Raw genomic sequence first — 23,432 nt, forward strand, 5'->3', positions numbered from 1 at the left:
GTCGGCGACCCCTAATTCTCGACCGGATGTGACGTTCGATCGGTTTCCGATCGCTCACAGCGACGGTTTTCGAGATCACCGTTTCGACTCGCCTCTCGTTATGCCTTTGGCAAGAACAGAAAACGCATCCGACAAACTATTAATTTAGACCGGTCAAAAACGTCTATGCCGACCGACGCCGTCGAAGATTATCTCAAGTCGATCTATCGGATCGAGTCGCGGGTGGGACCGCCCGTCTCGACCTCGCAGATCGCGGACTCGCTCGACAAGACCCCCGCGACGGTGACAAGCATGGTGGAAACGCTCGCCGACCGCGGCCTGCTCTCCCGCGAGAAGTACACGGGCGTCGAGCTCACGCCCGCGGGCGAGGTCGCCGCGCTGGAGGTCGTCCGCCGACACCGCCTCATCGAGGCGTTCCTCGCAGAGCAGCTGGACTACGAGGCGACCGAGGTCCACGACGAGGCCGACGCGCTCGAACACCACGTCAGCGAGGAGTTCACGCGTCGGGTCGAGCGCGTCCTCGACTACCCCGCCGCCGACCCGCACGGTGACCCGATCCCGCCGGCCGACCTCTCGACGCCGGAGGACGCCGGGACGACGCTCGTCGCGGCGCTGGATCCGGGCGAACGGGGAACGGTCGCCCGCGTCAGCGACCGCGACCCCGACGTGCTGGAGTTCCTCGTCGACGCCGAGATAACGCCCGGAACGACCGTCGAGGTCGTCGATATCACCTCTTTCGGGCTGGTCACCGTCCGGACGAGCGACGGGGACGAACACGGGCTGCCGGAGGCGGTCGCGGACCGCGTGTACGTCCGCCGCGCCGCGGAGTCGACCGCCGCGACCGACGGTCAGGAGGCGGGCGACGCATGACCGGCTACGTCGAGATCGTCGCGATCGCGTTCGTGACGCAGCTCGCGGTGCTGCCGGGCGAGAAGGTACAGCTGATGATCGCCGGGCTCTCCACGCGGTACGATCCCAAGGTCGTCGTCGCGGCCGCCGGCTCGGCGTTCGCCGGGTGGACCGCCGTGGAGATCGCGTTCGGGCAGGCACTCCAGTCGGCGCTCCCGCCGGTCGTGTTGGACGCGATCACCGCGGTGTTGTTCTTCGTCTTCGCGGTCCTGCTGTACCGGTCCGCGCCGTCGCGCGGGACGACCCCGGAAGCGGAGCGCACCGACGGCGGCTTGGCCGCGTTCGACGACCTCTCGCTCCCGGGGCGGCTCGACAGGTACTCTGGGTCGCTCGGCGGCTTCTTCCCCATCTTCCTGCTCACCGCGACCGGCGAGTTCGGCGACAAGACGCAGCTCGTCACCATCGGCCTGGCGGTCCAGTACGGCGCGACTTCGGCCATCTGGGCCGGCGAGATGCTCGCGATCATCCCGGTGAGCCTCGCGAACGCCTACTTCTTCCACACGTTCGCCGGCCGGGTCGACATGCGGCTCGCGCACTTCGGCTCCGCGCTGCTGTTCGCCTTCTTCGGCGCGGACACGGTGCTGGCGATCGCGACCGGCTTCTCGGTGTGGGAGACGATCGTCGGGACGCTCGGCGGGGTCATCGCCGGGCTGTTCTGAGGGCTGAGCGCCGAGCGGCTCCGGCCCGCTTTCAGAACTCGTCTAACGCCGACTGCTCGGCGGCCGCCAGCGCGTCCTCACAGGTCGCCCACGACTCGCGCGCACAGTCGGGTAGCGCCTCGTGGTCGCCGACGTACGCGGCGAGGAAGGCTCGCGTGGCCGGGTCGCTCGGGTAGCCGCTCCCGATGTCGTAGTCGGGATACGTGGCGTCGAGGTCGGCCATCGCGGCGTCGCGGACCACCTTGGCGACGACGCTCGCCGCGCCGACGACGGGGTCGTCCTCGTCGGCGCCGTGGGCGGCCGTCACGTCGACCGCGGGGTGGGCCCCATCGTCGCCGCGGGCTCCGTCCGCACCGTCGCCCTCGACGAACTCGCCGAGCCGCCGCGCGAACCGCTCCTCGCTGGTGTCGCCCGCGTCGGCGACGACGCGGACCGGTTCGGCGACGCCAGCGGGGAGGTCGGCGAGGGCGTCCCGGACCGCCAGCGCCTGACCGCGGACGGTGAGGGTGTTCATGTCGGTGTCGGGGCGGTCGATCTCGTCGGGGTCAACGCGGGCGACGCCGACGGCGACGGCCGGGTCGCCCCGGAGGGCCGCCGCTATCTCCTCGCGTCTGGCCGGCGCGACCCGCTTCGAGTCGTCCACGTCGGCGGGGAGGTCCGCCGGGTCGGCGGCGACCGCCGCCGCGACCATCGGTCCGAGCGCGGGTCCCTTGCCGGCTTCGTCGACGCCGAGGTACACGCGTCGCTGGTGGGCGTGCGGGCTGAAATACCTTCAGAAAGGCCGCGTTCAGTCGAGCAGGACCGCGTTGACCTGGCCGGTCTGGCCGGGGCGGGAGGTGACGCGTGCGCGGCCGGCGGATGTCTCGATGACGGCGCCCTTCGTGACGATGTTCCGGCGGGCGTAGTTGACGTTCGCGGGGTTGTCGACGACGTTCTCGATCTCGGCCTCGCTGACCTCGCCGTCGTCGGCGACCTGCGCGACGTTCGTCGAGAGGGCGCGGACCTTCTTCTCCGTGCCGCGGGAGTCGATGTACTGGAGTCGGGTCTCGCCGACGGTCGTCTCGGCGGGCTCGCGGCCGAGCTGGTGGCGCTTCTTGTTCGAGGCGTGCTTGAGTCGGCCGCCGGTCCGCTTGCGCGTGGAGCGTCCCTGGTCTTTCATACGGATACGAACAGCCAGCGAATACTTGAACCGTTCGACTCGTCGCGCCGAGACCGGCGGCGCGAGCGGGAGCAGCGGCGCGAGCCCGCTCGAATCCGCGGCGCGGGCCGAGTCAGCGCCGCGAGCCGAGCGGGCGAACCGACCCGGCTCTACGCGAACGCGCGCTCGAACGCGCGGACTCCCTCGTCGGTGCCGACGACGACGAGCTCGTCGCCCCGCTCGACCCGCGTCTCCGGGCCCACGTCGGTGACGAGCTCGTCGCCCCGTTCAATCGCGATGACGGTACAGCCGGTGGTCTCGCGGACGGCGGCCTGTCCGACCGTCCGGCCGACCAGCGCGGACGCCTCGGTCCTGACGACCTCGACGTGGGTGTCCAGCGAGAGCACGTCCCGGTCCGCGAGCACGGCCGACGCCGACATCCGCCCGGTCACCGTCGAGAGCGAGAGCACGTAGTCGGCCCCGGCGCGGTGCATCTTCGGCACGCTCTCGGCGTCCTCGACCCGCGCGAGCAGCTCCACGTTCGGCGCCAGATCGCGCACCACGAGCGTCGCGAACTCGGCCGTCGTGTCGTCGGGGAGCGCGAGGACGACCGTCCGCGCGTCCGCGACGCCGGCGTCCCGCAGCGTGTCCGGCTCCGTCGCGTCCCCGACCACGTCGATCGCCTCGGCGCCGTCGCGGTCGACGACCGTCACCGGCAGGTCGGCCGATTCGAGCGCGTTCGCGACGGTCTTCCCGACCTGCCCGTGTCCGATGACGACCGTCTCGCCCGCGCCGAACCGGCGGGCTGCCGAGTTCGTCAGGTCCACGAGCCGCTCCACCTGTCCCTCGGTCCCGGAGACGAGCAGAACTGTCCCCGCAGACAGCGTCGCGTCCGGCGGCGGCGCCGCCTCGAACGCACCGTTGAACCACGCACCGATCACGTCGACGCCGGTGCGCTCGCCGATCCGACTCCCGGCGAGCGTCGATCCGGCGAGGCCGCTCCCGTGGTGGATCGACACCTCCGCGATCCGCAGGTCGCCGACCGCGACCGCCTCGTCGAGGTCGGTCCGCACCGCCGTCGTCACCTTCGAGGCGAGGCTCTCGCCGAGCAGCGACCGCGGGGAGAGCACCTCGTCGGCGCCGGCGAGCCGGTGGTACCGCTCTCGGCTCGGGTCCTCGACGACGCTTATCGCGCGGACGTCGGTCGAGAGTTCCTTCGCGGCGAGGACAATGCTCGCGTCGACCCGGTCCGAGAGGTCGGTGACGAGGGCGCGGGCGTCGCCGAGGCGGGCGCTCTCGAGCCCCGCCGTCGTCTCCGGGTCGGCGCGGATCACCATGTGACCCGCCTCGTACAGCGCCAGCGCCCGGTCCGGGTCGGGTTCGACGACGACGTAGGTGACCCCCTCCGAGTCGAACTCGTCCAGGAGCGCGTCGGAGCGCGTGGTGTCGGAGGCGACCACGACGTGGCCGCTCAGGTCCGCGTCCAGCGACCGGGGGACGGTCGTCGAGAACGCGGACTCGAGGAGCGGCGTGGCGACGACCGGCAGCGCCCCGATGAGAAGCACCATGCCGACCAGGTCCATCACGGCGATGAACGCGTGCATCTCCTGGGTCTGCCACGACGAGGCGTCGCCACCGAACCCGGTCGTCGTGAACATCTCGATCGCGAATTGGAACGACTCGATCAGGGTGCGCGGGTCGTTCTCGTACACCCGCATCCCCCACCGGTAGGAAACGGTGGTGGAGACGAGCACGACGGCCACGAACGCGATGTACCCGCCGACTCGACGCTTCCACGTGTCCATGGTATCGCCGTACGGCGGCGCCACACAAAAGAGGGAGGAGTGGCGGCCGCGAGCCCCGCCGCCTCGGCGGAAATTCAATGGTTTAAGTCCCGGGGGCCGAACCGTCACGCATGGTGCGGGACCCGTCGCGAGAGCCGGAGCCGCCGTCGGTCGACGAGGTGCTCGACGCGCTGGCCGACGACGCGGCCCGTCGGATCGTCGCGGCGCTCACCGAGCCGAAGACCGCGAGCGAACTCTCCGAGGAGTGCGACATCCCCCTGTCGACGACCTACCGGAAACTGGAGATGCTCACCGACGCCTCCCTGCTGTCGGAGTCGACCGACATCCGGCGGGACGGACAGCACACGACGCGGTACTCGGTGTCGTTCGACGCCGTCACCGTCTCGGTCGGCGACGGCGACGAGGGCGACGCGGGCAGCCGCGAGTTCGACGTGGAGTTCTCTCGGCCGGAGCGGACCCGAGACGAGCGACTGGCCGACCTGTGGTCGGAGCTACGAGAGGAAACATGACTCCCTACATCGACCTGACGATCATCGTCGCAAAGACCGCCATCCTAGTGCTCGGTGGCAGTATCACCTACTACGCGCTCCGCGCGTACGACCGGACCGGCGACCGGTCGCTGCGCGAACTCGGCGTCGGCTTCGGCATCGTCACCGTCGGGGCGCTGTTGGGCGGCGTCTCGCACCAGATTATCGGCGCCGACCTCGCGGTCGGCATCGCCGTCGACGGCCTCCTCACGGCGATCGGGTTCGCGGTCATCGTCTACTCGCTGTACTTAGAGTGAGCCGCGGCCGCGTCCTCGACCAGGCCGGGCTCCGGTCGGTTTCGACGCGCGACGAACGGTACCCTTTTGCGGCGTTCGGTCGTCCGTTCAGGCCATGAGCGACGCACGCGAGGAGCTCTCCCGCCGGATCGCCGGCGAGATAACGCTGAGCGACGACCCGGGCGCGACGCTCCGGAAGTGGCGGACCGACTTCGACGTCTCGCAGACGGAGCTGGCCGACCAGCTCGGCGTCTCCTCGTCGGTCGTCTCCGACTACGAGAGCGGCCGGCGCGAGAGCCCCGGGATCGGCGTCGTCCGGCGGACCGTCGAAGGACTCCTCGACATCGACGAGCGCCGCGGCGGCGGCCGCCTCCGACAGCACGCTCGGGTGCTCTCGGCCGGGTTCGAGAGCGACATCGTCCACGACCTCCGCGAGTACTCGACGGCGGTCCCCCTGGCGGACTTCTACGACGCGATGGGCGCGACGGAGGTCGTCCGCGGCGACCACGACCACGTGAACGGCCACACCGTCATCGACTCGATCCAGGCGATCACGCGGCTCTCCAGCGAGGAGTTCTACCGGCTGTACGGCCAGTCGACGAACCGCGCGCTCGTGTTCACCCGGGTGACGCGCGGCGAGTCGCCGCTCGTCGCGCTGCGGGTCGTGAGCCCGACGCCGAACGCCGTCGTGCTCCACGGGATCGAGGACGGCGACCTCTGGGACCACGCCGCCGACCTCGCCCGGGTCGACGGCGTGTCGTTGGCCACGTCGAACCGCGACCTCGACGACTGTCTGGCCGACCTCCAAGCGCTGTGACGGCGTCGCGACCGCTTCGGCGGTAGAGACACCGGCGCCGGAACCGCGAGCCTGAAACCGCCGGCGCTCGTCGGACCGGGCATGAGCGAGGACTACGCCGAGCGGCTCCGCGCGAACCGCCGGGAGAAGGACGAGTTCTTCGACGACCACCCGCAGTCGCCGATCCCCCCGGAACACCGGGACGAGTTCGACGGGCTCGACTACTTTCCCCCGAATCCGGACTACCGCGTCGAGGCGACCGTCACCGTCCACGACGACCCCGAGCCGGTCGAGATGGAGACGACCGCGAGCAACCCGGTCCGGTACCTCTGGATCGTCACCTTCGCGCTCGAGATTAACGGGACGGAGCACACGCTCGCGGGCTACCGCCAGAAGGGCGACGACGGCGCCGTCTTCGTCCCCTTCCGCGACAAGACGACCGGCCAGCAGACGTACCACCAGGGTCGGTACATGGAGCTGGCACCCGAGCGCGAGCTCGCCGACGGCGACGCGGTCACGATCGATTTTAACCTCGCGTACAACCCCTTCTGCGCGTACAGCGAGACGTTCTCCTGTCCGCTGCCGCCGGAAGAGAACTGGCTGGAGGTCGTCGTCCCCGCGGGCGAGCGGGCCCCGGACCTCGACTGATCGGCGAGGCGATCGGAAGTACAGTCGGTGACGCGGTCGACGGCGCGGCCGCTACGTAGCGCGAAAAAGCGGAAAATCGAACGTCGGGACGTGCCGGAAGCAGTCCGCCGGGGCCGGTCTACTCGAGCGTCTCGCTCGTGACGAGCGTGTCGTCTTCGAGGTAGTGCTCGAGGTGGTGGCCGTGTTCCTCGATGTCTTCGAGGATGTCACGGAGCTGCTCTTCGGTGTTGTAGTCGCCGAGGTTGTTGGCGAGCTGGATGTGCTCGCGGAGCTGCTCGGTGATGTCGCCGAACATCTCGAGGTCGTGCTCCAGCGACGTCCGGATGTCGTAGGCGTCGGCGTCCTCGGGGGTCACCGGTGCGTGCTCCTCGTAGTTCGCGCCGCCCGAGAGCGGCACGCCGCCGAGCGCCTGCGCGCGCTCCGCGAGGACGTCGGCGCCCTCTTCGAGGTCCTCCGCGACCTCGCCGAGGTACTCGTGGATGCCGAGGAACTCGGCGCCCTCGACGAGCCAGTGGTGCTTCTTGACCTGGTGGTAGAGGACGTACGTCGCCGCGAGGTCGCTGTTGAGCGCGTCGACGAGCTGTTCTGCCTTCTCCTCGGGGACGCGGAGCGCTTCGCTCTCGTGAACGTCGCCGTATCGCTGACGTGACTGCTTCTGGGTGCTCATTTCAACTATACATACGCGCGCGACCTACTTAATAGTTCCTACTGAGAAAACTACTTTTTCGAAACTGAAAAGAATAGTTTCAGATGTCGTCGACAGCCCCCACCAGATCGCGCTGCGCGGAGAGCGTGTCTCGGTCGAGGGTCGCGGTCAGCGTCGCCGGTTCCCGGCCGAGCTCGGCGGCGACCGCGCCGTCGGGGCGGACGACGAGGGAGTTGCCCGCGTAGGTCGCCGCCTCCGCCGGACGCGCGCCGCCCGCGGTTCCCGTGCGCCCCGCGCCGACGGTCCACCTGACCCCGTCGAGCGCGCGCGCTCGGACGAGGAGCCGCCAGTTCGCGACGTGGTCGGCGGGCCACGCGCCGACGACGACGAGGGCGTCGACCGCGCGCTCAGCGAACCACGCACTCTCCGCGACGAAGTTGAGGTCGTAGCAGGTCAGCAGTCCGGTCGGTCCGGCGGGCGTCTCGACGATCACGCGGTCGCCGCCGGGCTCGACCCACTCCGCCTCGTCGTCCCACAGGTGTCGCTTGCGGTAGGCGGAGAACTCTCCGCCGCCGTCCTCGGAGGACCCTCCCGGCGGGACGTACGCGGTCGCGTTGTATACGGCGTCGCCGTCCCGTTCGGCGTACCCCGCGACCACGGCCGAGCCGGCGGTCTCGGCGACGGATTCGAGCCGTGCGCGCGCCACGTCCCGGGACAGCGCGGCCTCCCGGAGCCGTTCGTCGGCCACGAACCCCGTGAGCGCGTACTCGGGAAACACGGCGAGGTCGACGCCGCTCGGCAGGTCGGCGGCCCGATCTCGAAGTCGGTCCGCGTTCGCGTCGACAGCGAGGTCCTCGACCGGGACCTGCGGGACGGCAACGGTCGGATCGTCGGAGGAGCGATCGGTCACGCGGCGGACTTCGACGCGGCGGCCAATAACGTTCGGCCTCTCCGTCCGGCCGCAAGGACGATACGCCCGCGGCGACGACCGGCGGGCATGACCTTCGGCGACCTGTTCGAGCGCGCGGCCGCGCTCGGCGGCGACCTCGACGAGGCGGACGTGCGACGAGCGCTCGACGCCGTGCGCTCGACGGCGGACGGGAACGGTGGCGATTCCGGGGGCGACGGCGACTCCGGCGGTGAGGGGAACGAGGTGACCGACCCCCTCGATCCCAGCCCGGCCCGCGTCGTCGCCGGTGCGGACGCGCTCGCGGCTGATCTCCTCCTCGGCGGCGACGCCCGCGAGGCGCTCGACGCGCTCCGGTCGCACGCGTGGACGACGCTCGTCGCCAGCGACCCGCTCCTCGACGACGCCGAGGCGGTGATCGCGTCCCTCGCGGAGCCGGAGCTAGCAGCAGACTGGCGCGACGCGGTCGAGGCGTGGCGCGAACCGGTCGCGCAGCCCTCGGGCGATCATCCCGCGCTGGCGTCCGCCTACCGCGGCGGCGCGATGCAGGTGATAAGCCTCGACCCCTCGCTGACCGGGCCGGGGGCAGCGGCCGGGCTACGCGACAGACTCCCCGTGAGCGTCCGGGAGTCGCGCGCGTTCGCGACGGTGTTCGACCCGGCGAAGCTGTATCCGGACGCGGTCGGCGGGGAGTACCCCGGCCCCGACCGCGACCCGCGGACGATGGCGCCGGCCCGCACCGACGGGGACCAGCACCGATAAACCGCCGCCGCCCGGACCGGGGATATGACCGACTCGGACGGTGCGGGCGACCGCGCCGAGGGCGAGAGCGGCGGCAGCGAGGGCGGAGGCGCTAGCGGCGAGGGTGGTCCCGAGGACGCGCCGGAGCTCCCCGCCGACCGCGACGCGGTCCGCGACGCGCTCGTCGACTGGTACGAGGCCGACCACCGCGCGTTCCCGTGGCGCCGCACAGAGGACCCCTACGAGATCCTCGTCAGCGAGGTGATGAGCCAGCAGACCCAGCTCGACCGGGTCGTCCCCGCGTGGGAGGACTTCCTCGACGAGTGGCCGACGACCGCCGACCTAGCCGCCGCCGATCGAGCCGACGTGGTCACCTTCTGGTCCGACCACTCGCTGGGGTACAACAACCGCGCGAAGTACCTCCACGAGGCGGCCGGACAGGTCGAGGACGACCACGACGGGACGTTTCCCGAGGACCCAGACGGACTGAGCGAGCTGATGGGCGTCGGACCCTACACCGCCAACGCGGTGGCGTCGTTCGCGTTCAACAACGGCGACGCCGTCGTCGATACCAACGTGAAGCGGGTGCTGTATCGGGCATTCGACGTCTCGGACGACGACGACGCGTTCGAGCGGGTCGCGTCCGCGCTCATGCCGGCGGGCGAGTCGCGGGTGTGGAACAACGCGGTCATGGAACTGGGCGGCGTCGCCTGCGGGAAGAGCCCCAGCTGCGACGAGGCGGGGTGCCCGTGGCGCGAGTGGTGCCACGCGTACCAGACTGGCGATTTCACCGCGCCCGACGTGCCCGAACAGCCCAGCTTCGAGGGGAGCCGGCGGCAGTTCCGCGGTCGGATCGTCCGGCTCCTCGGCGAGCGCGATGTAATAAGCCTCGATACCCTCGGACACCGTATTCGCGTCGATTACTCGCCAGATGGCGAACATGGACGCGAGTGGCTTCGAGGGCTCCTTTCGGATTTGGCAGATGATGGATTAGTCGAGGTCGAAGACTCCGGGGATGAGACGAGCGTCCGGCTCCGAGGGTAACACCCGTTCGTACTCTGCTCACAGATTTACCCGGCAGTGATAGTGCTCTTGATACGGAGAATCGAGGAGAAAGCCTCGCGCTTTAGCGCGGGGATGAATCCGACACTACCCGTCACAGTTCACCGGTCGATGGCACGGCTGGATATTCCACGCTGAGCAAATACATAGGTTCAAGCAAGTTGGTCTACATAGGTTACGTATAGCGAAACAGGTCGTTACCCGTACCTATACTGCTTCCATACGGAACCAGTCGCGGGTACGAGACGATCTTGATTCGCTCGGGTTCGCAGCCAGTAAGCTCTGGAACGTCGGACGGTGGACGTGTAACCGGATTTGGGACGAAATCGGTCACATCCCGAACCACACCGAACTCACCGCGTACCTCAAAACCCACGAATGCTATGGTGACCTGCATTCGCAGTCAAGTCAGCGAGTCCTTCAAGAACTCGCTGAAGCGTTCAACGGCTGGTACGGTAAACGACAAAACGGAGATACACGAGCGAACCCGCCCGGCTACCGCAAACACGGCGACGAACACCCGCGTTCCACGGTCACATTCAAGCAGAAAGGCCTCAAACTCGACACTCAGTACGACCGTGTTCGACTCTCAAAAGGATCGAACCTGAAGGAGTACTGGTCGGACTTCGTCCTGTGTACGTACCAGACTCGCCCCGATATTGACCTCTCTGCCGTGGAGAACGTCCAACAAGTCAAGATTGTGTGGACCGGCGACGAGTGGGAACTACACTTCGTCTGTAAGGTTGAAATGGACGTGGCTGAAGCCCCCGGTGAGAAGACGGTCGGTGTTGACCTCGGTATCAACAACTTCGCCGCGCTCGCGTATGAAGACGGTCACAGCGAGTTGTACCCGCTGAACTGCTTGAAACAGGACGACTACTACTTCAGCAAGCGAATCACCCGGTGTGACGATTCGCATTCTGCGCAAGCCACGCGGCTGAACCAGAAGAAGTCGGCCCGTCGGACCCACTACTTCCACACCCTCTCGAAGCATATCGTCCAGCGGTGTGTTGACGAGGAAATTGGAACAATCGTGGTGGGCTATCTCTCCGGCGTCCGTGAGGATGAGGAGAACGGCGAGTCAAAGGACTGGGAGAAACACGGCAATCTTGACCTACACTCATGGGCGTTCGACCGGTTCACCGATCTCCTCGAATACAAAGCCGAGATGGAAGGCATCACGGTTGAGCAAGTGTCTGAGCGGGATACCTCGAAGTCGTGCTCGTGCTGTGGCCGGAAGTATGACGCGAACCGTGTTGAACGCGGACTGTACGTCTGCGATGAGTGCGGTACAGTGGCCAATGCGGATGTGAACGGTGCTGAGAACATTCGGCAGAAAGTATCTCCGAGTTCACCGAATCTCTCGGTGGATAGGAGTAACGGCTGGTTGACACAGCCATCGACGTTCTTGTTTGACAAGGAACCTGGTGCGTTCGCACCTCAAGAACAGGTAACGTCGTAAACCACAATATCCCAACCCAGCGGTGCGGTACCGTGGGAATCCTCGCGCTTCAGCGCGGGGAGGATGTCAAGAAGGGAGAACCCGCGGAGCGTACCCGCGCTCTCAATTGAGGGGCTCTGTTGAAATCCTCTAAATCTGATATAAACGGCGTGCTGAATAGAGGGCGCAAGTCGGTCACGACAGCTTCTCAGTCGATCCTCTCTCCACAGAATGTACGTAGCCAAACGACACGACCAATCAACTGGACTGGCGTGCTGACTTCGAGTTTTAATCGTCGGGATGTGTTGTACCGGTGGATTGTCTTCTGTGTGTCGACTGCCGCACACACTACTGTTGACCGTCTCGGAACCGGTTTCGAAGACGTGGTCCAACAACAAACGCGACGAGCAGTGCGGAGCTGATTCCAATAGCCAATCCGGCCGCGTCACCGAACAACGCACTGCCAGCGATCAGGGTCACGACGAAAACGACCGCCGCAATGAGCACGACCAGCCACCCACTCAGCTCCATAATAGCCCACCCTTTTAGGCCTGCTACGAGTTCTTTGAGGAGACTCATATCTATCACTCAAAAAGTCACTGTAACAAGTTTTTTTGCTCGCGTCGCAAAGCGGTCTAGAGTTTCGAGTGGTGGTTGCGTAGACTACTCGGGCTGCTATCTCTAACGCTCTCAAATCACGTACACTTGGTGCACGCCATTCTAACGCAGTATTTTCAGTTGTACGAAGTGCTGTCGAGACGCTCAGCGGCAAACTCTAGAGGACTTTGCGACGCGACCAATCGATTGCTGAATCTAACCTCTATATTCAGCACGACCGCAAAAACATATCAACCTCTAAGGATTTCAACAGAGCCAACTGAGGGAAATAGATACTAATAATTACAGCTACACACGACGCTGACGGGTGGGAGGAAATGACGGCTGACTGTGTGATTCACGATGCGTTCGTTCTCACGGTGGACGAGCGAAATCGACTCTACGAGCGAGGAACGGTGCTCATCGAGGATGGCCGGATCACCGACGTGCGGTCATCTCGGGACGATGACGCGGAGTTAGCGGCCGACTTGGTCATCGACGGCGAAGGCAAACTCGTGATGCCAGGTCTCGTCAACGCGCACACCCATCTCGAACTGACGCCGCTGCTTGGCGCGTTCAGCGACCTCGACCTCATGGAAATGATGAGTGGGATGACCGCCATATTCGGCCACATCGCCGAGGGCGAGTACGACTACTTCGCCCGGGCGGGGTACGAACTCGCCGCACTGAACTTCCTCAGTGGTGGGGTCACGACCGTCAACTCGATGGACGTCCGTCCCGGCGGGGGCGCAGAAACGTTCGGCGAGGCGGGCCTGCGCGGATTCTTCGGGATGGCGCTCTCCGACCTCTTCTGGGACGTTTCCGTCGAAGAGCAGTTCGACCGCGCCCGCGAGTTCATCGATGAGTACCACGGCGCGTACGACGGCCGCATCCGGGCGACGATCAACCCCCACGACGACTGGTCATGTACCCGCGAACTGTGGGAACACACCGCCGAACTCGCTGACGAGTATCCCGACCTGCTCGTCCACACGCACCTGCTCGAACTGGAGGCGAGCAACACGATGGCGCGGTCGAATGGCGCCGAGGATTCGCTCGCCCTTCTCGATGACGTTGGCCTCTTGGACGACCGACTTGTAGCCGCGCACTTCCGGCTCGCCGACGACGAAGACATCCAACGGACTGCCGAAGCAGACGCGTCGGTCGCACACTGCCCGTCGATTTTCTGTTACTGGAACACGGGCGGCGACGTACAGTGGACGCCGGTGCCGGAACTCCGCGCCGCGGGCGTTGATGTCGGCCTGGGTATCGACGACCACTACTGGCACGACTCCTACAGTCTGTTCGGCGAGGCGAGGCAAGCCCGGCTCGCAGCAAACCTCAAGCGCTCGACCGGCCAGTACGACTCGATGGAGCTCGTACGAATGCTCACCATCGAAGGAGCAGAGGCACTCGGGGTCGGCGACGAGATCGGGAGCCTCGAACCCGGCAAGCGCGCCGACGTCATTCTGCTGGACGTCGAGAAGCCGAAATTCACCCCGCTGACCAACATCCCGGCGCAGGTGACTAACAACGCAGCGCCGGCTGATGTGGAGACGGTTATCGTGGACGGCGACGTACTGATGAAAGCCGGTGACGTGAAGACCATGGAAACTGATGCGGTGCGCGACCGCGTCGAGGCCGCGGTAGACCGTTTCGAGTCGGAGACGGAGTGGGAGCTAGGCATCGGTGAGAGTGAGCCACCGAGTACGATGAACGTCGCCCGCGACCTGCCAAAGCGCGGCCCCAGCCAGTTGCTCGGACGACTCGCGTTCCAGTCGCTCAGAGATAGATTGCCACTCTGATACGGACATTCGGGGAATGTTCGGCAACAGCCACTCTCAGTTGCTACCGATATTTGAGCTATTTTATGTGTAATAAATTGCCGCAATCACCGCGCGTTCGACGTCTCGGACGACGACGACGCGTTCGAGCGGGTCGCCTCCCGGCCCATGCCCGCGGGCGAGTCCCGGGTGCGGAACAACGCGATCATGGAGTTCGGCGGCGTCGCCTAGGGCAAGAAGCCCCGCTGCGACGAGGCCGGCTGCTCGTGTCGCGAGTGCTGTCACGCCTCCCGGACCTGGGACTTCACCGCGCCCGAACAGCCCGGCTTCGAGGGGAACCGCCGGCAGTTCCGCGGTCGGATCGTGCGCCTGCTCGGCGAGCACGACGAGATGGCGCCGGACGCGCTCGGCAACCGGATTCGGGTGGACTACGCGCCGGGCGGCGAACACGGCTGTGAGTGGTTCCGCGGGCTCGTCGACGACCTCGCGGACGACGCGCTGGTCCAAGCCGACGGGGGCGCCGTCGTCGTGTCGCTCCGTCGCTGAGACGCGTCGCGGCCGGCCCCGACCCGCCCCGCGAACCGTCACCCGTTTATTACGGGAGCCGGAAGGGAGAGACATGAGCGAGACCGTCGATTCGGACCTGTACACCCGCGCGAAGGCCCTCTTAGAGCCCGGCGACATCGAGCTGGTGGGCTGTATCGTCCACACGAATCTCGAGGGTGAGGAGGACCTAGAGATGCACGAGCTGACGGTCGCCGCCAACGAGGTCATCGCCGAGCACGCGGGCAAAGGCGAGACGTACATCGAGGCCGGCAACGACGACACGGACTTCTCGTCGAACCAGTTCCAAGGACTGACGCTCGACGACGAGGCGTTCGTCTGGGAGTGCCAGCAGCTCCTCCGCGACGGCACGTTCGACATCGTGTTCTACTACGAGGCGACCGTCGATCAGGAGGCGCTCGCGGGCGACCTCGTCGAGCTCGACGGCGTCGATCGCGTGACGCAGGTGCCCTGACGGGCGTCGACCCGACCGCCCGATCCCGATGAGCGACACCGTCCTGATCCCCGGCGGTCGCGACGTGCGCGCGACTCTTGATACGGCCGCGAGCGACGCCTCGGCCGACGCGCCGTCCGCGGATGCGGTCGTCGTCGCTTGCCCGCCGCATCCCCAGCAGCGCGGCCACCGAGGCGACGAGCGGCTGGTGGCCGTCTCCGACGCCGTGACCGACCGCGGCGTCGACTGCCTCCGCTTCGACTACGGCGACTGGGACGAGGGGTACGGCGAGACCACCGACGCGGACCGGGCGGTCGGCTGGGCGCGCGAGCGCTACGACCGCGTCGGGCTGTTCGGCTTCTCGTTCGGCGGCACGGTCGCGCTCGTCGCGGCCGCGTCGCGGCCCGAGCTGACGGGCGTCTGCGCGCTCGCGCCGACCGCCCGCCTGAACCCCGACACCGACGCGGTCGACGCGCTCGGAGAGATAGTCGACCGGGGCGTCCCGGTTCGCGTCCTGTACGCGACGCGGGACTCGACGGCGGACTGGGAGCCGGTAGTCGAACGTGCGACGGAACTGGGCGTCGAGACGGTCGCGTTCGAGTCCGACCACTTCTTCGTCGGGCGGAGCGGAAAGGTCGGCGAGGCGGTCGCGGCGTTCCTCGGGCCGCGGCTTCGCGACGGGTCGTAGCCGCGCTCGGAGCGGTTACTCGCTGCCGACCTTCGTCGTCACCCGGAACGTCTCCGGCGGGTTGACGATCCCAGCGACCGTCCCCATCGAGTGGACGACGGTGATGAGCGGCGCCAGCGGCACCGCGAGCGCCCAGCGGCGGTGGTCGTCGCCGTAGTACCGGACGCCGAGCAGGAACCAGCCCAGCGTACAGAGCGCCAGCCCCATCGACGCGGCGAAGAACAGCCCGCTGTGCGCGATGGTCACGCCCAGAAGCGACAACGGGACGACGAGCAGGGTGACGATCGGCGAGAGCGCCCACGCGTAGTTGCGGACCCTAGTCAACAGCTCGTAGCGCAGGGGGAGCATCGTCGACGCCCGGACGTTCCCGGCCGCCCAGCGGCGGCGCTGCTGGAGGATCTCGTACAGCGAGGGCGGCGCCTCGTTGCGGCAGACCGCGTCCGAGAGCGCGAACGTCACGTCGAGCTCGCGGAAGGCCGCCCAGACGAACGCGGTGTCCTCGACGAGCGTCTCACGGTCCCACGTGGTTTCGTCCTCCACCTCGCTGCGGACCGCGATGCCGCCGCCCCACGCGAACAGGGGAATCGAGAGGCGCGCGAACGCGCGCTGTTCGATCTGGACGCCCATCCGGTACATGTCCGCCAAGTAGCTGAGGTTCGACCCCGTGAGCCGGGGCTTCTCGCGGAGCTGAACGATGTCAGCGTCCGGGAGCCCGTCGAGCGACTCGACAACGCTGTCCTCGTCGAGGTAGAGGACGAACGCCTTCCCGCAGTCGAGCGACTGCCGTGCCCACTCCTGCGCGCGGCCCTTCCGGACCGCGTCGCACGTGAACGCCTCCGGGACGGCGTGGACCGTCGCGCCGGTCACGTCGACGGGCGACTCCGCGATCACGTGAACGTCGTCGAGCCCCTCCGGCAGGGAGTCGACGGTCTCCTGAACGACCTCGGCGGCGTCGACGGTCATGATGCGGACTTGGATCTCGTCGAGGCCGTACTCGTTCGGCGGCGTCTCGTGGCCCGCACCCACGACCGCCGCGAACACGAACCAGACGAGCGCGGTCGCGCCGAAGAGGAGCGTCACGCCCCAGAGCGCGAGCCCGAACAGCGACCCGAGTCCGCCGTCGGCGACGGCGGTGGTGACCGCCGCCTGCCCGGGAGCGCCGCCCGGGCCGGCGACGACGGTCGGTGCGAACAGCGTCGCGAGGCCGCCGACGACGAGCGCCAGCGTCACCGCGATCAGTGCGATGCGTTCGGTGTTCATCGTGGCCCCACCTCCCGCCCCGTGCCCTATGAACCGTCCAAACGCTACAGCGGGATTCGGCCGCGTTTCGGCCGAATTTACGCGCTCAATTCCGTCCAACTCGAATAAATCGCCAGAACGCAGTGCTATGGTGTGTGTTAGTTGGTGACGCGTTATTGAAACGCACGAACTGCCGGTGCGCGCCGGCTCACGCCGCCCCGTCGTCGCGCGCGCACCGCAGGTCATCGATCAGTTCGGCCGCCATCCGCTGGCCGCGGGCCGGGTCGTACCCCTCCATCCGCAGGTGCGCCAGCGGGGCCACGTACGGGTTCCGCTCCCAGTGCGCCCACACCTCGGTGGCGCCGTCGGGCGCGGGGAACAGCCGGACGTGGACCTGCCAGTCGCCGGTGAGGCCCTCGGGCCGGTGGACGAAGCTACCGACCTCGTGGACGGCCTCCCCGTCGCGGTCGTACGCGTGGAAGTAGGCCCGGATGAGCTCGGAGAAGCCCTGCTCGGGGAGCTGCTCGCGGGTCTCAGCGGGGGTCGTCTGGAGCGTTCCGGCGTACTCGTCGGCCGGCGGCGGCAGCACTCGGACGTGATCGGGGGCGCCGTCGTCGGGCAGCAGCGCGAGCAGCTTCCCGACCGCGAGCCTGACGCGCCAGAAGCCGACGGCGCGGCCGACGAGGAAGACCGCGGGCGCGGCGAGCGAAAGGGCGGCGAGCGCGCGGACGAGCCGAGTCCGTCGACCTCCCGGCGGCATCGCGGTCAGTTGTATCCCCGCCAGCGGCGGCCACACTCCTTACACTTAAAAAAGCGCGTCGGCGGCTCGTCGGCGGCGCCGGTCTGTTTGATCGTGTACCACGCCTCGCCGTGGCCGCACTCGTCACAGACAACGTCGGTCGCGGTGGGCTTCCCCTCGAAGTTCGCGCCCTCCTCCGTCTCGATCACCTCGTCGCCGGTCTGTTCGGTGGTCGACTCGAACTCGGCGGCGAGCGCCTCGTCGCGTTCGGTCGTCGCGCCGCAGCCGTCGTTCTGACACACCATCTCCCCGTCGCGAGAGACCATCATCGAGCCGCAGTCGTCACAGAACTGCATATACGAGTATCGCATGGGGGCGAGCGGTTTAGGTTCGGGGGGTACGGTCGAATACGCCGCGTGGGGTGAGGCACGTGTCCCGGGGTCTCGGTGTCGTCGAGTGATCGACGGCGTATACCCCCAAAACCCCAGCTGCTCGATTATAAATAAACACCGTCGTGTCGTCGGTGAGTACCTCCAAAGCTCCAGCCGCGAGGGCGCCGCACGTTCGCTTCGGTCCTCAGTCGTTCGCTTCGCTCACTCCCTGCGGTCCTTGCGTCACCTGCGGCGCCCTCGCGTGCCCCTTTGAGTCCCACCCCACACAGCACCGCGCCGCACCTCACGCCTCCCCGCCCTCGTCGGTCGCCGTCGCTTCGCTCGGCGAGCGACTCCCTCGCACGCGCTGGCTCGCGGCCGCCGGTGGCGGCCGCTCGCAGGCGCGCGCCGCAGCAGTTTCATATATAACTGGCGCGTCCGCTCAGCGGCCTAGTCGCTCACTCGGACTCGCTCCCAGGCGAGGTGGATCGCGATCCCGACGAGGAAGGCGACGCCGAGGTTCGTCGCCAGCGCGAGGAGGCCGATACCGACGGAGAGCGCACGGTTCCCCGAGTCGGTGACGTTGCGCGCGAGGGAGACGGCGACGACGGCCAGCAGCGCGCCGAGCATCGCCAGCGGGAACGCCGCGATCAGCGCGGGCGTGGCGAAGAGCGCGGCGACGAGGTAGCCACCCCCGAGGACGAGGTTCGCGCCGCCGGTGCGCGCGCCGAACGCGTGCTTGCCGGCGACCCCGTCGCAGCCGTGACACATCGGAACCCCGCCGAGCGGCACCGCGACCAGGTTCGTCACTCCCATGCTCGTCGACAGCTCGTCGGGGGTGATGTCGGCGTCGAGCAGGTCGGAGAAGAGGAGCGCGGTCGCCAGCGCGGCGTTGCCGATCGTCATCGCCAGCTGCGCGACCACGCCGTCAACGGTGGCGCGCGTGAGCGCCGCGCCGAACGCCGGCGTCGGCGGTGCGCCCGGCAGTCGGGGCGTCGGCACGCCGGCGACGACGAGCGCGGCCGCGACGCCGACGAGGGCGACGGCCAGCGCACTCGCTTTCCCGTGCCCCGTGAGCGCGAACACGGCGGCGATCGCGACGCCGACGAGCGCCACGAGCGGGTCGTCGGCCGCGAGTCGGAGCCCCGTCTCCAAGAGGACGAGGCCGACCGCGAACTGGACGCCGCGGATGACCGGCTCGCCGATCCACCGCTCGACGTACCCGAGCGTCCCCGAGAGGCCGATCGCGAGGAGGACGGCGCCGAGGATAACCCCCGCGAGCGCGAGTTCGGCGTAGGTGAGCGCGCCCGCGATCGCGAGCGCGGCCAGCGCCTTCATCGGCTCGACCGAGATCGGTAGCCCGTACCGGACGCCCCAGACGATCTGGAACGCGCCGAACGCGGCGAGCGCGTGCGGCAGCGAGACGTCCGTCAACAGCGCCAGCGCCACGACGAGCGGGATCACCGTAATCGAATCCCCTATCGCGCCGGTGACCTCCCCGGACCCGAAATCGATGGGGCGGTCCGACTTCGAGAGGGATCCTATCACGTGACGCGCCACTTCCGGGCGAACGCGCTTGAACGTGTTCAGAAATCGGTCGGGAGTACGCAGGCGACCCGAAGGAACTGGTTCCGGTTACTCGCCGTCGAAGGCGGGGTCGTCCGCGTCGATCATCGGGCAGTTGCGGACCCGGAACTGAGAGAAGTCGACCGACTCGACTATCTCGGTCCCCTCGTGCGCACACGCCGTCTCGGGCGGCGCCGTGAAGTGCGGGCACCGCTGGCAGTAGCTCCGCTTGTCGACGACGTGCTCGTCGCCGGCCCTCCCGGCGTCCGATGTCGGGCCCGGCGAGCGCGTCGCCGCGCCGCCCACCTCCCCGTCGGCGCCGAGGTCGTCGAACGCCGTCGCGTCGGTCCCGACCGACGCCTCCTCGTCGAGCGCCTCCCAGACGTCCTCCTCGCCGACTTCGCCGGTCCCCATCGACTCGAACGGGTCCTCGTCGGCCGCCGTGCCGTCGGTGTCCAGATCGGCGAACGGGTCGTCCCCCGGCGCGCGCGGCTCCGGGTCCTCGCGTGGCGCGCCGCCGGTCGCGTCGCCGTCCGACCCGGTCACGGGGCCCGCACTTCCCTCGGTCCCGCCGCCGAGCGCCGCGAAGGGATCGTCGGTCTCGTCTCCGTCAGGCGCGCCGAAGGCCTCGTCGGCCTCGTCTCTGTCGGGCGCGTCGAACGCTTCGTCGACCTCGTCGGTCGGCTCGTCGTCGAAGAGTCCGCCGCCGAAGGGGTCGCCTTCCGGTGCGCCGTCGCCGTCCGATCGGTCGTCGGCGCCGTCAGACCGGTCGCCGTCCGATCGGTCGTCGTCGCTCATCGGTACTCTCCGTCGGGTCCGCCGTCGCTCGCGGCGGTTCCCGTTCGGTCCGTCCCGTCGCCGTCCGCGACGTCGCCGTCGATGGCGGGCTTGTCCGTGACGAGGAGCTTCGAGGTCCCGAGGAAGCCGGCGTTCGGCTCCAAGTCCTCGAACCGGCGGCCGCAGTGGGGGCACTCGGGCGCCGACAACAGTCCCAGTTCCACGCCGCCGCCGCAGTGGCCGCAGTCCGCGGTCCGCACGCCGTGGCGGTTCGCCGTCCGCGTCAGGGCGTCCACGCGCTCTCGGTCGGCGCGGTCGCGCTCGGCCGCGTCGAGCCGGCGCTTGAGCTTCACGACCGCGTTCGCGACCCGCGAGAGCTTCTCGTCGATCTCGGTCAGGTCGTCCGCGGAGATCCCCGCGAGGTCCGACTCGACGCCGTCGAGGCGGTCGTCGACGCTGTCGACCCGCTCTTCGACCGCATCGAAGCGGTCTTCCGCCCCACCGAGCCGCTCGTCGAAGGCGTCGAGGCGGTCGCCGACGGCATTCAGGTCATCGAGCCGGGCGTCGACGGCGTCCAGTCGGTCGTCGACGGCGTCCAGCCGGTCGTCGAGGTCGTCGACCCGATCCGAGGACGGCGCGTCGGCGGCGGCCGCGTCGAGGCGGTCGAGCCGGGCGGCGACCTCCTCCAGTTCGTCGGCGAGGTCGTCGACCCGCGATTCGGCCTCGTCCGCGTCGGCGAGCCCGGGGGCCGACGATTGCGCGTCCTCGGCGGCTTCGCCCGAGTCGAGCGCCTCCACCTCGCGGTAGAGGTCGACGAACCGCTCCCGGAGGTCCGCAACCTTCTCGTCGAGCTCCTCGTCGAGGTCGTCGAGGCGCGCTTCGATCGCCGCCACCTCGTCGGAGTCGGGGACGTCGATCCCCTCGGACTCCGCGAGCGCGACGAGCGCGCGCTTGAGGAGCTCCTCGCGGCTCACGCCGGCGTCCTCGGCGGCGGCGGCGAGGGCGGCCGTCGCCGGGTCGAGGTCGCTCATCGCGGGTCCTCCGTCATCTACGTGACATTGAGCGGCGAGGCTTAAGTAACCTGTCGCGGCGTTCTCCAGATCGATACTCGGCGGGCGCCACTCGATCGGGAGACGGGCGGAGGGTCGGGTCGAACTGCGCCCGCTACCGGATCTTGCGAACGTCGCTGATGTCGAACCCGCCCTCGTGGATCTCCGTCTCGAAGCGGACGATGTTCTCGGCCTCCAGCCGCGAGAGGACGCCGCGGAACTCGCGGACGAACATGGTTCGGGCGCGCTGCGAGCCGCCGCTCTCCCACGAGAACTGGAGTGTCCCGCCCGCGGCGTCCATCAGGGTGCCGAACTCGCGGTCGCGGAGCGCGTCGGTGTTCACCAACACGAGGACCAGGGCGTCCCACTCGTAGGCGGCCTTCTTCAGCCCCTTCATCACCATCGCCACGTCGCTCCAGTCGGTGTCGTCGGAGACCATCGAGACGAGGTCGGTGACGGAGTCGATACAGACGAGGCTCCCCCGGCCGTGTTCCGAGAGGTAGTCGCCGAACGCGGTGAGGACGTCCTCGTACTCGCCGCGGTCGCCGAGCTCCGTGATCGACGCCGTCTCCGTCTCGTACCAGTCGCGCGGCACCGGCGACAGCTGGAAGTACTCCGGCGAGAGGTCGCGGAAGGCGATCTCGTCGACGGCCGTGTCGACGATCTCGTCGGCCATCGTGTACGCCATCTCCCGGGTGATCGCGTCGGTGTCGGCGGTGAAGGAGATGTAGTGGACCGAGTCGGGGAGCGCGGCGTCGGCGTCGATGTCGCCGTAGTACAGGTCGAACAGCTCCTCGTCGGTGCGCGCCAAGGCGTTCATCGCGGCGCTCGTGTACGCGAACTCCCGGGCGCCGGCGCCCGCCTCGCCCGCGAGCAGCACGACGCTCCCGGCGGGTGCGCCGCCCCCGAGAATCGAGTCGAGGCGCGCGATCCCGAACGGAACACTGGACATGGCTTACGCCCCGTCGCCGCGGGGCTTAGTGTTACCCCTCCCAGCCCGTCCCACTCACTCGCCCGCGCTCTCGTCGACTCGCGCCCCCTCGTCGGTCGCCCGGACGACCGACACCTCGCCGCCGACGCCGGCCGCGTCGAGGGCGCGCCGGCCGGCGTCGCGCGCCGCGTCCGCGCGGGCCGCGTCGGTGACGCCGTAGACGGTCGGCCCCCACGAGGACTGTCCGGCGCCGAACACCGACGCGGCCCCCGACAGGGAGTCGACGACCTCCCCCACGGGCGGCCGGTACACCCCGCCCTGCTCGTCGGCGTACCACGCCCCGTTGAGCCGGCCGATCTCGGCGACAGCGGCGCCGAACGCCTCCGCGTTCCCCGACGCGACCGCGGGGAGGGCGCGTCGGGTGACGATGCCGGCGATGCGGTCGGCGAGCCCCGGCTCCGCGCGCTCGACCGCGGTCCGCATCGCGTCGTCCTCCGCCGCGCCGTTCCGACCGGCGGCCGCCTCGGGCGCGACGAGCAGGAAGCGCCAGTCGTCCGGGACGGCGTGGCGCGCCGATACCGGCGGCACGGTCCACTCGCCGTTCGCGGGGCGGTCGGTGGTGAAGCGCGCGGTGGGGTGGCCGGCGTCGAGGACGAACCCCCCGTCCTCGAACGTCGCGACGCCGACGCCGGAGCGCCCGCCGCGGCCGAGCGCCGGGGCGCGCTCGCGCACTCTGGCGGGCAGGTCGTACGCGGCCGCGACCGCCGCGAGCGTCGCCGCCGCCAGTTGCGTCCCGCTGCCGAGTCCGGCGTGGCGGGGGAGCGACTCGCGGACCGTAACGCGGGCGCCGTCGACCCCGAGCAGATCGACCGCCGCGGTCGCGTAGCCGCGGACGTCGTCGCGCACGCTCGGCGACGAATCGCCCGACTCCGACGGCGTCCCCGCCGCTTGCTCGACCGCCACGCGCACCGCCGGGGCCGGTTCCGCGTCGACGACGACGCGGGGGCTGTCGAGCCCGACGCCGAGCGCGCCGTACAGGCGCTCGTGCGAGAGGCTGAGGTTACAGAAGCCGAAGTGGAGCCGCGCCCCGGCGCTCGCGCGTGCCATCTCGCCTCCGACTTGGGGCGCGACAGATAAAGGGCCCGTGACGGTGGCGGGAGTTGCCTCGGTGTCCGCCTG

The 23,432-nt window shown here is 68.8% G+C and carries 26 protein-coding genes and 1 pseudogene; 13 read left to right on the plus strand and 14 right to left on the minus strand.

The genetic code is table 11. The features are described from left to right. Positions 1 to 165: 165 nt before the first annotated feature. Together EXE51_RS07295 and EXE51_RS07300 are read left to right on the plus strand one after the other, a co-directional pair. A complete protein-coding gene (locus tag EXE51_RS07295) occupies positions 166 to 870 on the plus strand; it encodes a metal-dependent transcriptional regulator (protein WP_049931681.1) in 705 nt (234 codons plus the stop codon). After that, positions 867 to 1,568: a TMEM165/GDT1 family protein gene (locus EXE51_RS07300; protein WP_049931682.1), complete on the plus strand. Its 702-nt coding sequence runs from the start codon at positions 867 to 869 to the stop codon at positions 1,566 to 1,568. Before EXE51_RS07295 ends, EXE51_RS07300 begins: the two co-directional genes overlap by 4 nt. A gap of 31 nt (positions 1,569 to 1,599) precedes the next feature. Here EXE51_RS07300 and rnhB read toward each other — a convergent pair whose 3' ends face one another. From rnhB to EXE51_RS07315, 3 genes are all read right to left on the minus strand, one after another. Then, positions 1,600 to 2,307, minus strand: a complete 708-nt coding sequence (gene rnhB, locus EXE51_RS07305; RefSeq protein ID WP_137692338.1) for a ribonuclease HII — start codon at positions 2,305 to 2,307, stop codon at positions 1,600 to 1,602. A gap of 48 nt (positions 2,308 to 2,355) precedes the next feature. Beyond that, positions 2,356 to 2,727, minus strand: a complete 372-nt coding sequence (locus EXE51_RS07310; protein WP_049931684.1) for a 30S ribosomal protein S8e — start codon at positions 2,725 to 2,727, stop codon at positions 2,356 to 2,358. A gap of 149 nt (positions 2,728 to 2,876) precedes the next feature. Next, the gene (locus EXE51_RS07315; protein ID WP_049931685.1) at positions 2,877 to 4,511 is read right to left on the minus strand and encodes a TrkA family potassium uptake protein; all 1,635 of its coding nucleotides are present in this window, start codon (positions 4,509 to 4,511) and stop codon (positions 2,877 to 2,879) included. Between the two features lie 110 nt (positions 4,512 to 4,621). On the opposite strand from EXE51_RS07315, the gene EXE51_RS07320 reads away from it, so the two are divergent. From EXE51_RS07320 to EXE51_RS07335, 4 genes are all read left to right on the plus strand, one after another. Next, the gene (locus EXE51_RS07320) at positions 4,622 to 5,020 is read left to right on the plus strand and encodes a helix-turn-helix domain-containing protein (RefSeq protein ID WP_049931686.1); all 399 of its coding nucleotides are present in this window, start codon (positions 4,622 to 4,624) and stop codon (positions 5,018 to 5,020) included. Next, the gene (locus EXE51_RS07325) at positions 5,017 to 5,295 is read left to right on the plus strand and encodes a hypothetical protein (protein ID WP_049931688.1); all 279 of its coding nucleotides are present in this window, start codon (positions 5,017 to 5,019) and stop codon (positions 5,293 to 5,295) included. The genes EXE51_RS07320 and EXE51_RS07325 overlap by 4 nt, the downstream gene beginning before the upstream one ends. A 94-nt stretch (positions 5,296 to 5,389) precedes the next feature. Next, positions 5,390 to 6,091, plus strand: coding sequence for a helix-turn-helix domain-containing protein (locus EXE51_RS07330; protein WP_049931690.1), 702 nt, complete (start codon positions 5,390 to 5,392; stop codon positions 6,089 to 6,091). A gap of 81 nt (positions 6,092 to 6,172) precedes the next feature. Next, positions 6,173 to 6,718, plus strand: coding sequence for a DUF1684 domain-containing protein (locus EXE51_RS07335; RefSeq protein WP_137692339.1), 546 nt, complete (start codon positions 6,173 to 6,175; stop codon positions 6,716 to 6,718). Positions 6,719 to 6,836: 118 nt separating this feature from the next. Here the strand turns inward: EXE51_RS07335 and dpsA are convergent, their stop codons facing one another. Then, entirely contained in the window at positions 6,837 to 7,385 is a 549-nt protein-coding gene (gene dpsA, locus EXE51_RS07340; RefSeq protein ID WP_049931694.1) for a DNA starvation/stationary phase protection protein DpsA, read from the minus strand. A 79-nt stretch (positions 7,386 to 7,464) separates the two neighbouring features. After that, positions 7,465 to 8,274: a carbon-nitrogen hydrolase family protein gene (locus tag EXE51_RS07345; protein WP_089308183.1), complete on the minus strand. Its 810-nt coding sequence runs from the start codon at positions 8,272 to 8,274 to the stop codon at positions 7,465 to 7,467. A gap of 87 nt (positions 8,275 to 8,361) precedes the next feature. Between EXE51_RS07345 and EXE51_RS07350 the strand changes: the two genes are divergently transcribed. The 3 genes from EXE51_RS07350 to EXE51_RS07360 all read left to right on the plus strand — a co-directional run bounded on the left by EXE51_RS07350 (position 8,362) and on the right by EXE51_RS07360 (position 11,536). Then, positions 8,362 to 9,033, plus strand: a complete 672-nt coding sequence (locus EXE51_RS07350; protein ID WP_049931697.1) for a hypothetical protein — start codon at positions 8,362 to 8,364, stop codon at positions 9,031 to 9,033. Between the two features lie 24 nt (positions 9,034 to 9,057). Continuing rightward, on the plus strand, positions 9,058 to 10,056 hold the full coding sequence (locus EXE51_RS07355) for an A/G-specific adenine glycosylase (protein ID WP_137692340.1): 999 nt from the start codon (positions 9,058 to 9,060) through the stop codon (positions 10,054 to 10,056). Positions 10,057 to 10,255: 199 nt separating this feature from the next. Beyond that, positions 10,256 to 11,536 carry an RNA-guided endonuclease TnpB family protein gene (locus EXE51_RS07360; protein ID WP_137692341.1) on the plus strand — a complete coding sequence of 427 codons (1,281 nt, stop codon included), beginning with the start codon at positions 10,256 to 10,258 and terminating at the stop codon, positions 11,534 to 11,536. A 327-nt stretch (positions 11,537 to 11,863) separates the two neighbouring features. Here the strand turns inward: EXE51_RS07360 and EXE51_RS07365 are convergent, their stop codons facing one another. After that, positions 11,864 to 12,094, minus strand: a complete 231-nt coding sequence (locus tag EXE51_RS07365) for a hypothetical protein (protein ID WP_049930670.1) — start codon at positions 12,092 to 12,094, stop codon at positions 11,864 to 11,866. A gap of 356 nt (positions 12,095 to 12,450) precedes the next feature. On the opposite strand from EXE51_RS07365, the gene EXE51_RS07370 reads away from it, so the two are divergent. The 4 genes and pseudogenes from EXE51_RS07370 to EXE51_RS07385 all read left to right on the plus strand — a co-directional run bounded on the left by EXE51_RS07370 (position 12,451) and on the right by EXE51_RS07385 (position 15,581). Next, on the plus strand, positions 12,451 to 13,917 hold the full coding sequence (locus EXE51_RS07370; protein ID WP_049930668.1) for an amidohydrolase family protein: 1,467 nt from the start codon (positions 12,451 to 12,453) through the stop codon (positions 13,915 to 13,917). Between the two features lie 87 nt (positions 13,918 to 14,004). Then, positions 14,005 to 14,442, plus strand: a pseudogene (locus tag EXE51_RS07375) (A/G-specific adenine glycosylase); the annotation flags it as partial. Between the two features lie 73 nt (positions 14,443 to 14,515). Continuing rightward, the gene (locus tag EXE51_RS07380; RefSeq protein ID WP_049930667.1) at positions 14,516 to 14,914 is read left to right on the plus strand and encodes a DUF5778 family protein; all 399 of its coding nucleotides are present in this window, start codon (positions 14,516 to 14,518) and stop codon (positions 14,912 to 14,914) included. A gap of 28 nt (positions 14,915 to 14,942) precedes the next feature. Next, the gene (locus EXE51_RS07385) at positions 14,943 to 15,581 is read left to right on the plus strand and encodes a CocE/NonD family hydrolase (RefSeq protein WP_049930665.1); all 639 of its coding nucleotides are present in this window, start codon (positions 14,943 to 14,945) and stop codon (positions 15,579 to 15,581) included. A gap of 15 nt (positions 15,582 to 15,596) precedes the next feature. Here the strand turns inward: EXE51_RS07385 and EXE51_RS07390 are convergent, their stop codons facing one another. From EXE51_RS07390 to EXE51_RS07425, 8 genes are all read right to left on the minus strand, one after another. Then, positions 15,597 to 16,841, minus strand: coding sequence for a glycosyltransferase family 2 protein (locus EXE51_RS07390; protein WP_049930663.1), 1,245 nt, complete (start codon positions 16,839 to 16,841; stop codon positions 15,597 to 15,599). Positions 16,842 to 17,028: 187 nt separating this feature from the next. Next, positions 17,029 to 17,580, minus strand: coding sequence for a hypothetical protein (locus EXE51_RS07395; protein ID WP_086215639.1), 552 nt, complete (start codon positions 17,578 to 17,580; stop codon positions 17,029 to 17,031). A gap of 5 nt (positions 17,581 to 17,585) precedes the next feature. Beyond that, the gene (locus EXE51_RS07400; protein ID WP_049930661.1) at positions 17,586 to 17,915 is read right to left on the minus strand and encodes a transcription factor S; all 330 of its coding nucleotides are present in this window, start codon (positions 17,913 to 17,915) and stop codon (positions 17,586 to 17,588) included. Between the two features lie 465 nt (positions 17,916 to 18,380). After that, on the minus strand, positions 18,381 to 19,478 hold the full coding sequence (locus EXE51_RS07405; RefSeq protein WP_137692342.1) for a putative sulfate/molybdate transporter: 1,098 nt from the start codon (positions 19,476 to 19,478) through the stop codon (positions 18,381 to 18,383). A gap of 87 nt (positions 19,479 to 19,565) precedes the next feature. Beyond that, a complete protein-coding gene (locus EXE51_RS07410) occupies positions 19,566 to 20,294 on the minus strand; it encodes a hypothetical protein (RefSeq protein ID WP_137692343.1) in 729 nt (242 codons plus the stop codon). Further along, a complete protein-coding gene (locus EXE51_RS07415; RefSeq protein WP_137692344.1) occupies positions 20,291 to 21,304 on the minus strand; it encodes a hypothetical protein in 1,014 nt (337 codons plus the stop codon). The genes EXE51_RS07410 and EXE51_RS07415 overlap by 4 nt, the downstream gene beginning before the upstream one ends. A 133-nt stretch (positions 21,305 to 21,437) precedes the next feature. Next, the gene (locus EXE51_RS07420; RefSeq protein ID WP_086215630.1) at positions 21,438 to 22,274 is read right to left on the minus strand and encodes an HTR-like protein; all 837 of its coding nucleotides are present in this window, start codon (positions 22,272 to 22,274) and stop codon (positions 21,438 to 21,440) included. 54 nt (positions 22,275 to 22,328) lie between these two features. After that, positions 22,329 to 23,360: a beta-ribofuranosylaminobenzene 5'-phosphate synthase family protein gene (locus EXE51_RS07425; protein ID WP_137692345.1), complete on the minus strand. Its 1,032-nt coding sequence runs from the start codon at positions 23,358 to 23,360 to the stop codon at positions 22,329 to 22,331. Between the last annotated feature and the right edge of the window lie 72 nt (positions 23,361 to 23,432).

Source organism: Halorubrum sp. CGM5_25_10-8B (assembly GCF_005435095.1).
Lineage (GTDB): Archaea > Halobacteriota > Halobacteria > Halobacteriales > Haloferacaceae > Halorubrum > Halorubrum ezzemoulense.